The following is a 9,051-nucleotide window of genomic DNA, read 5'->3' as shown; positions in this document are numbered from 1 at the left end:
TACCAGAATCGGAGAAGCAGGTTACCCATCTCAAGATTGGTCGCCAACTTTTAAAAAAAGCGGGATCGAATGGAAAAACGGGTGCGATCGAAGAGGAGGTTTTTAGTATTACGAACCACCTCAATATGGGAATTGGGTTGATCACAGATGTTCAAGAACGACTCGAACTAGCCGAATTAAATTTACTTGCGGGTAAAAGAGCCAAGGATTCTAATGCCTATGCGGATGCCCAAAAGCACCTAGCCATAGGGATTGGGCTTCTTCCCGATGATGGATGGCAAAGGCATTATCAGCTTAGTTTATCCCTTTATCAAACTGCAGCCGAGTCCGCCTATTTGAATACAGACTATGATGAATGTCATCGACTGGTTGATCGGATCGTTCACCATGCCCACCATATTCTCGATACGATCGAATCCTATAAGGTAAAGATCGATGCCTATACCTCCCAAAAGAAATTTCACGAAGTTCCAGCAACCGTAAATTCCATACTCTTGCGTTTAGGCGAACCTTTCCCAGCTTATCCAAACGAACTTCAGGTTGGGGTAGAACTATTACGCACGGAAATAAGTACTCGCATCAAAAGGATTGATGATTGGTGGACTCTGCCAACCATGACCGATCCTTACAAACTTGCTGCGGTCTATATCATGACCACAATTGCGACCTCTGCGATTAATTTAAATCCCCTGCTGGTCGGCATGGTGATTCTCCGCATCGTGAACTTGTCGCTGCAATATGGCATCTCACCCAATGCAATTATTCAGGGTGCTGCCTATGGATTGATCCGATGGGTCGCTTTTCAAGACATCGAAGGTGGCTATCGCGTGGGATTAGTAAGCTTGCAACTGATCCAGCAGCATAATATTCGGCGTAGTGCTTCTTTAACGATCGTAGCATTTGAAGCTTGTTTGAGACATTGGAAAGAACATTTAAGGGAATCCTTACCCAATTTACTAAGGGCGATCCACCTCGGTACCGAACTTGGCGAATATGACTCCATTGGTTTTGGTGTGTCAGCATATTGCCTCCATCGTTTTTTTGTCGGAGATCCTTTGGAAGCAGTTATTCAAGATTTTCACAACTATAATGGCTTGCTATTACAGAAAATCAAACAACCCCAGATTGTCGATCAACACCGAGGTTGGCATCAACTCTGCCTTAATTTTGTCGGATTGGGGGAGAATATGCCTTTCCTCGTTGGGGAGGGATTCAACGAATTCGATCTCCTTCCAATATATTTGGCTGAGAAGAATGGAATTCCCATTTACTATTCCTGTACTGCCAAGGGTATATCTCACTATTTCTTCTATGACTACAAAACTGCGATCGCCTCTTTTCGTCAAGCTATGCCCTACGAGCGATCGGTTGTTAGCGCAATTGGTGTTGCAAACCATAATTTTTACTATTCCCTTGCCTGTTTGGGGCTATGTAGGAGTTTGCCTAAGCATTCTCGCCACACCTATCTGAGGCAGGTTGCCAAAAATCAGAAAAAAATGCAACGGTGGGCTAAACACTGCCCCATGAACTTTCAACACAAATACGATCTAGTAGAAGCGGAAAGAATGGCTTTGCAGGGCAAGCAAATACAGGCAATGGAACTCTACGATCGCGCTATCAAAGGAGCTAGAGAAAATGAATACATCCAAGAGGAAGCTTTAGCCAATGAGCTTGCTACTCAGTTTTATCTACAACTGAATAAAGATAAAATTGCCCAAGCCTATTTTGGCGATGCTTGCAGATGCTATCAAAACTGGGGCGCACAGGCAAAAGTGTTGCACTTAGAAGAAACCTATTTAAAATTGGTCAGCCGTAATTCCTTTCCTCGCAACAATTCAATTACTTTTCGGGCTAACTCCTCTAACCCTAGCCAAACCACCAACGCACCCGTGACCACGGTCGGCTCGCTAAGACTCGATTTGGTCTCAGTGGTGAAAACCTTCCAAGTTCTCTCTGATGAAATCGATCTAGAGAAGCTGCTTGCGAAGTTAATGAAACTTTTAATTGAGAATGCTGGGGCTCAGGTGGGTCATTTGATTCTTGAAAATGAGGGCAAACTCCAGATCGAGGCTTCGGGAGCTGCTGAAAGTGATGAGGTGGAAGTGCTGCGATCGCGTTCTATGGAGAATAAGGTTCCAGCCTCAATTATTAACTATGTCATGCGCACCTTAGAGCGTATTGTGCTTGGCAATGCTACACAAGAAGGTAAGTTTACGAGCGATGCCTATATTCAATCGCATCAACCAAAATCCTTGCTTTGTATCCCATTGCTCAATCAAGGCGAACTGGCTGGTATTCTCTATATGGAGAACGATCTCGTCACCAATGCCTTTACAAACGATCGCCTTGAAGTTCTGACCCTGTTATCCAGCCAAGCGGCAATTTCAATCAATAATGCCCGTTTGTATACAAACCTCAAACGCTTTAACGAAAACTTAGAGCAACTGGTCAGCGATCGCACCCAAGAATTATCCCAAGCCCTCACAACCCTTAAAACTGCTCAAAACGAACTCGTTGCATTCGAAAAGATGGCAGCCTTAGGGAAATTAGTGGCAGGGGTTGCCCATGAAATTAACACACCGATTGGCATTGGAGTGACCGCAGCCTCTTTAATCGCCGATAAAACCCAAGAGCTCGCCCAGGCACTCAAAAATGGAACGATGAAACGTTCAGATCTCGAAAAGTTTATGGAAATGGCTCAACAAAGTAGCACGATCGTTCAGTCCAACTTAAATCGCGCTGCTGAACTGATTCAAAGTTTTAAACAAGTTGCCGTCGATCAGTCTAGCGAAACGAGGCGATCGTTTTCGCTCAAAGCCTATCTTGAAGAGGTTTTGGTTAATCTCCGTCCCAAACTCAAGCGTACGAAAATCAACGTAAAAATTGTCTGCGACGACCATATTATTCTTGATAGTTATCCTGGCATGATTTCCCAGATCGTCACCAACCTAGTCATGAATTCATTAATCCATGCCTACGATCCCAACGATAATGGGACAATTCTCTTTGCTATGTCTCAGCAACACGAACGGCTGGTTTTCGAGTTTAGCGATGATGGTAAAGGCATTCCCCCAGAGCATATCGGCAAGATTTTCGACCCATTCTTTACTACGAAACGCGGGCAGGGGGGCAGTGGCTTAGGGCTACATATTGTTTTCAACATTGTCACCCAAAATTTACAAGGTACAATTGCCTGCGAAAGTCAAGTGGGCGTGGGCACTAAGTTTGTAATTCAATTGCCGATCTGCTTGTAAATCCACCCTTAAAAACTAGGCTAATTCGTGATTGCACGAATTACGAACACCTTCCAATCATTCAATTTCTCCCCAAAATCGGGGGATAGGGGGCGGAATTCTGACTTCTCAAAAAGAATATGGATTAGTTCATCTTATTCTTATTCATAAGTCGTATAATTTTAACCTACAGTGATCCTTCATTGTTTGCGAACGTAGTATGGGCGATACCTGCTCTACAAGTTAATTGCATGTCACTAAGGATTGCTATATATAGTACTTGTACAGCCACCTTTATATATTTTCGATGGTTGACGATCCCCTAATCGCAGATGTGCTGGAATTTGCTGATGAAGTTGACGAAACTTCACCACAAAGCTTGGAGTTTTGGAAAGTTCTAATTGTCGATGACGAAGCAGAGGTTCATAACATCACGCAGCTTGCCCTAGAAGACTTTACCTTTGAAAACAAGAAGCTAAAGTTCCTTAATGCTTATTCGGGTGCTGAGGCTTGTCAGGCAGTATTAGAGCATCCTGACATTGCCCTTGTTTTGCTCGATGTGATCATGGAATCTGATGATGCGGGGTTGACCGTAGCCAAGTACATTCGCGAAACTCTAAAAAATCGAGCCATTCGCATCGTTTTACGAACTGGACAACCAGGGCATGTACCCGAACGGCAAGCGATCGTCGATTATGATATCGATGATTACAAAACCAAAACAGAATTGACTTCGCAAAAATTATTCACAACCATTATTACAGCGCTGCGATCGTTCAAAGCTTATACCGAATTAGAATCATTAAATGCCGATCTAGAACGCACCAATACAGAACTTTTGCAGGCTACCAAACTCAAAGACGAGTTTCTCTCCACCATGAGCCATGAATTACGCACCCCACTCAATGCCATTCTAGGCATGGCGGAATGTTTGCATGAAGAACTTTTCGGTGCTATTAGTCCGAGCCAAAAGACCGCGATCGCAACCATTAAAAGTAGCGGTGAGCATTTACTGTCATTGATTATAGACATGCTAGATGCCTCTAGAATTATGGCAGGTATGCTCAAGCTAGACATCACATCTGTTGCGATCGCTGATCTATACAATCCTAGCTTAGAGTTTGTTAAACAACTGGTACTCAAGAAAAACATTCAACTCACGACGATCTTATCCCCTAATATGGAAGCCATTGAAGTTGAAGTCGATCGGCGGAGGATGAGGCAAGTATTAATCAATTTACTTAATAATGCAGTCAAATTTACCCCTCCCGGGGGGAAGATATGTTTGGAGGTAAGAATAGGAAATGAATTGCCTAGCGAGCTTGCCTTTATCCGCTCAACAAGGATAAACTCAGTGGGAAAAATTGATAGCACTCAGGGAATGCCAGATTTTAGTTCTTGGTTGCAGTTCTCAGTAACCGATACGGGGATTGGCATTGCCCCTACTAATCGCGACAGGATTTTTCAGCCGTTTATTCAGCTTGAGTCGGGTCTTAATCGCAAGTACGAGGGTTCTGGGCTAGGGTTGGCAATGGTAAAGCAAATCGTAGAACTCCACGGTGGCTATGTCGATCTCAGTAGCCAACTTGGTCAGGGCAGTTGCTTTACTGTGTACTTACCTTGTCGGTCTACCAGAACTATTAATAATAATATCCTGGGAAATTAAAATACATTCGATTATCGCTCGATTAGATTAGTCTGCCGCCATGACTTCTTCTTCTAAACCTCTTACCAATCGCAGCCTCATTCATCGCGTTCCCTTGCGAGCAATTCTGATTATGCCATTTGTCCTGCAAATTTTTGCCGCAGTTGGACTGACAGGTTATCTCTCGCTCCGTAATGGTCAAAAGGCAGTGAACGATCTTGCCGAAAGGCTAGAACAAGAAACGAGTTTCCGAGTCAGCGAACGCGTTCAGGACTACTTAGAAGCACCGCATTTAGTAAATCAGATTAACGAGGATGCCGCTCAGATGGGCGTGTTGGATTTCAATAATCTTGAAGGAGCGACTAACTACCTTTGGAGACAGGTTCTTCGCTTTAAGTCCATTGGTTATGTGGGAATGGCTACAGAGAAAGGTCAATATCTGCGCGTAGGCTGGGTAAATCGTTCGGTTGATTCTGAAGAGCCTCAACTTGCTGCACAACTCAAACCAGGAACTGGCGATTTAATTTATTACAAACTCGATCGGAATGGCAATCCCAGTCAGCCTGTGAAAACCGTTCCCAACTATGATGTGCGCGTGCGTCCTTTTTACAAGGTTGCTCTCAAGAGCAAGCGAGCCGTTTGGACTGATGTCTTTATCAACTTTGGCTATGGTTCGCTACAAATTCATGCCAGTTCACCATACTATGACAAGCAAGGGAACCTGATTGGTGTGTTAACTTGTCAGATGGGGTTAGATCAAATTCGCGGTTTTTTGCAAACGCTACGTGTAGGGAAGTCCGGTCAAGTGTTTTTAATTGAGCCATCTGGAGAATTAATTGCGACCTCTGTTACAAACGAGATCCTAACTGTTGGTAAAGGGGAGAAACAAAAGCGGCTGAAAGCACAGGACAGCAGTAATCCAATCGTACGCAAGAGTATAGAATCTCTAAAAGAACGCATCAAGGACTTGAATAATGTCGGCGAAGAATCTCTGTTGGATTTTCAGCTAGACGATCAGCGCTACTTTTTGAAAGTATCTCCGATGAGAGATGCCTATGGGCTGAATTGGCTGATTGTAGTGGTTGTCCCCGAATCTGATTTTATGGAACAAATCAATGCCAATACACGCACTACAATTCTGTTATGTTTAGGAGCATTGAGTTTGGCAATTCTTCTAGGAATATATACTTCTCGTTGGATCGTGCGTCCGATTCTGAAATTGCAGCAAGCTAGTGAGGCGATCGCTTCGGGAGAACTCGATCGGATCGTTGAAGTAGAAGGTATTAACGAACTCGAAGGATTGGCGCGATCGTTCAATCAAATGGCGAACCAACTCAAAAACTCTTTTACCGTCCTTGAAGATCGTGTCGCAGAAAGAACGATCGAACTTCAACAAGCCAAACTTACCGCTGACAATGCGAACCAAGCCAAGAGCGAGTTTCTTGCCAATATGAGTCACGAACTGCGAACGCCTCTAAATGGCGTTCTCGGTTACGCTCAAATTTTAGGAAGAACTAAGACATTAGGAGATAAAGAACGACATGGTGTCAATATCATTTATCAGTGCGGCTCCCATTTGCTCAATTTAATCAACGATGTCTTGGAAATCGCCAAAATTGAAGCCCGTAAATTAGAACTGACTCCTAATGCAGTCCATTTACCCTCTCTCCTCCAGGGGGTCATTGAAATTTGCCAGATTCGGGCCGAGCAAAAAGGAATTGACTTCCACTACGAAACAGATGCGAACTTACCTACAGGCATTGAAGCCGATGAAAAACGGTTGCGTCAAGTTCTGATTAACCTCTTGGGGAATGCGATCAAATTTACGGATAAGGGCAGTGTGACCTTGCGAGTTGAGCAATTGTTCTCAGATACACACACTACCCACCTGCGTTTCTGGGTAGCCGATACGGGTGTGGGCATTGCCCCAGAATATATCAACAATCTATTCCAAGCCTTTCAGCAAGTAGGTGACAAAGCCCGCCAAGCAGCGGGTACAGGGTTAGGGTTGGCGATTAGCCAACAGATCGTTCAGTTGATGGGAGGACAAATCCAAGTCAAGAGCCAGATTGGGGTTGGTAGTGATTTCTTCTTTGAAGTCAAGCTGCCTTTGGCTCTAGATTGGAGTCAGCAGCAAACGATGTTGCTTAACAACATCGTCGGCTACGAAGGCGATCGCCGTGAGATTTTGCTGGTAGATGATCGCTGGGAAAATCGGGCTGTATTGATGAATCTGTTGGAACCTCTTGGTTTTATCATTACCGAAGCCGAAAACGGACAAGATGGACTAGAGCGAATACGTCAGCAATTGCCAGATTTAGTGATTACTGACCTCGTGATGCCTGTGATGGATGGCTTTGAGTTACTGAAGCAAATGCGTCAAGATCCTGAGCTAAAATCGCTCAAAGTCATTGTTTCCTCAGCATCCGTATCCCAACTCGATCGCCAAACGAGTCTCGAAGCAGGTGGGGATGACTTTTTGGCAAAACCCGTTCAAATCGATGAGTTGTTGACCTTGCTGGCTCAGCATCTGCAACTCACTTGGCAATATGACGAAACCAAATTAGAATCTACACCCATTAACCATACTGATTTCACCGTCGATCTGATTCCTCCCCCAGACGAAGACTTACAGATTTTACTAGAGCTATCCCAAGATGGACTGCTGCGGAAACTTGCAGAGACTGCTGAGAGAATTGGGCAAAAGAATGAGCGTTATCAGCCTTTTGTGCAACACATTCTCCAATTGACAAAGCAGCTCCAACCAGAAAAAATCGAAGCATTTATTCAACCATACCTCACCAGAGATAGGACTGAGGATAATTAATACGATGACAACCGATTTAACTGGACTAATTTTAATCGTTGACGATATACCCAGCAATCTGGATGTAATCTCAGAAGCGCTTGGTACTGTGGGCTTTGACGTGGCGATCGCTACTAGCGGTGAGCGTGCCCTACAACACCTCAAGCGACAATCCCCCGATCTGATTTTATTAGATGTGATGATGCCGGGAATGGACGGGTTTGAAACCTGCCAAAGACTTAAGGCAAATCCCAAAACCTGCCATATTCCGATCATTTTTATGACCGCAGTAGCTGATGCTGACAGTAAAGTTAAGGGATTTGAACTTGGGGCAGTAGACTACATTACCAAACCTTTTCAAGAGCAAGAAGTATTGGCACGATTGAGAACTCACCTCAAGCTGAAAAAATTGAGTCAGGTACTCGAAATCAGAAATGCAGAATTACAACAACTGACGGAACAACTGGAGCAACTGGTCAGCGATCGCACCCAAGAATTGTCACAAGCACTGACCAATCTCAAAGCTGCCCAAGCCGAGTTGGTTGCAGCTGAAAAAATGGCGGCATTAGGTGGATTGGTCGCAGGTATCGCTCACGAGATCAATACCCCGATTGGCATTGGGGTAACAGCAGCCTCATTAATTGTCGATAAAACTGAGGAAATGACCCAAGCAATCCAAAATGGAATGCTGAAACGCTCTGAGCTGGACAAGTTTATGGACAATCTCAAACAAAGCAGCACAATCATTCTGGCAAATTTAAATCGGGCGGTCGAATTGGTTCAAAGTTTTATGCAAGTTGCCATCGATCAGTCTAGTAAAACGAAGCGATCGTTTCCGCTCAAAGCCTATCTTGAAGAGGTTTTGGTCAATCTCCATCCCAAACTCAAGCGTACAAAAATTAACGTAAAAATTGTCTGTGACGACCATATTGTTCTCGATAGCTATCCTGGCATGATTTCCCAGATCGTCACCAACTTAGTCATGAATTCATTAATCCATGCCTACGATCCCAACGATAACGGGACAATTCTCTTTGTTATTTCTCAGCAACATGAACGGCTGATATTTGAGTTTAGCGATGATGGCAAAGGGATTCCCCCAGAGCATATCAGCAAGATTTTCGACCCATTTTTTACCACGAAACGCGGACAGGGGGGGAGTGGCTTGGGGCTACATATTGTTTTCAACATCGTCACCCAAAACTTGCAAGGTACGATTGCCTGCGAAAGTCAAGTGGGCGTGGGCACTAAGTTTGTAATTCAATTTCCGATCTGCTTACGATCTATATAGTTTTAGGGGTAGGCTAGGTATTGCTTAGAAGATCGCAGGTATGAAAGAGATTCCAGGGTACAAGATCAATTCGCTA

The 9,051-nt window shown here is 44.2% G+C and carries 4 protein-coding genes; all 4 read left to right on the top strand.

Going from position 1 to position 9,051, the window contains the following annotated elements; all coding sequences use genetic code 11:
* The coding region (locus V2H45_RS23585) for an ATP-binding protein (protein WP_330486141.1) at window positions 1-3,254 on the top strand (3,254 nt) is incomplete at its 5' end.
* Window positions 3,255-3,540: 286 nt separating this feature from the next.
* Window positions 3,541-4,899 carry an ATP-binding response regulator gene (locus V2H45_RS23580; protein WP_330486140.1) on the top strand — a complete coding sequence of 453 codons (1,359 nt, stop codon included), beginning with the start codon at window positions 3,541-3,543 and terminating at the stop codon, window positions 4,897-4,899.
* Between the two features lie 40 nt (window positions 4,900-4,939).
* Window positions 4,940-7,705 (top strand): hybrid sensor histidine kinase/response regulator, encoded by a 2,766-nt coding sequence (locus tag V2H45_RS23575; protein ID WP_330486139.1) that lies wholly within the window; start codon window positions 4,940-4,942, stop codon window positions 7,703-7,705.
* 4 nt (window positions 7,706-7,709) lie between these two features.
* Complete coding sequence (locus V2H45_RS23570) at window positions 7,710-8,975, top strand: hybrid sensor histidine kinase/response regulator (protein WP_330486138.1); 1,266 nt, start codon at window positions 7,710-7,712, stop codon at window positions 8,973-8,975.
* The last annotated feature ends 76 nt before the right edge of the window (window positions 8,976-9,051 follow it).

Source organism: Tumidithrix elongata BACA0141, from assembly GCF_036349135.1.
Taxonomy (GTDB): Bacteria; Cyanobacteriota; Cyanobacteriia; order Pseudanabaenales; family Pseudanabaenaceae; genus Tumidithrix; species Tumidithrix elongata.
Note: the sequence above shows the minus strand (reverse complement) of the source record. Positions and strands in the feature narration are given on the sequence as shown.

Bases quoted from the DNA above. Each gene is read 5' to 3' on its own strand.
- V2H45_RS23575 (WP_330486139.1), top strand. From the start codon at position 4,940: ATGACTTCTTCTTCTAAACCTCTTACCAATCGCAGCCTCATTCATCGC.
- V2H45_RS23580 (WP_330486140.1), top strand. From the start codon at position 3,541: ATGGTTGACGATCCCCTAATCGCAGATGTGCTGGAATTTGCTGATGAA.
- V2H45_RS23570 (WP_330486138.1), top strand. From the start codon at position 7,710: ATGACAACCGATTTAACTGGACTAATTTTAATCGTTGACGATATACCC.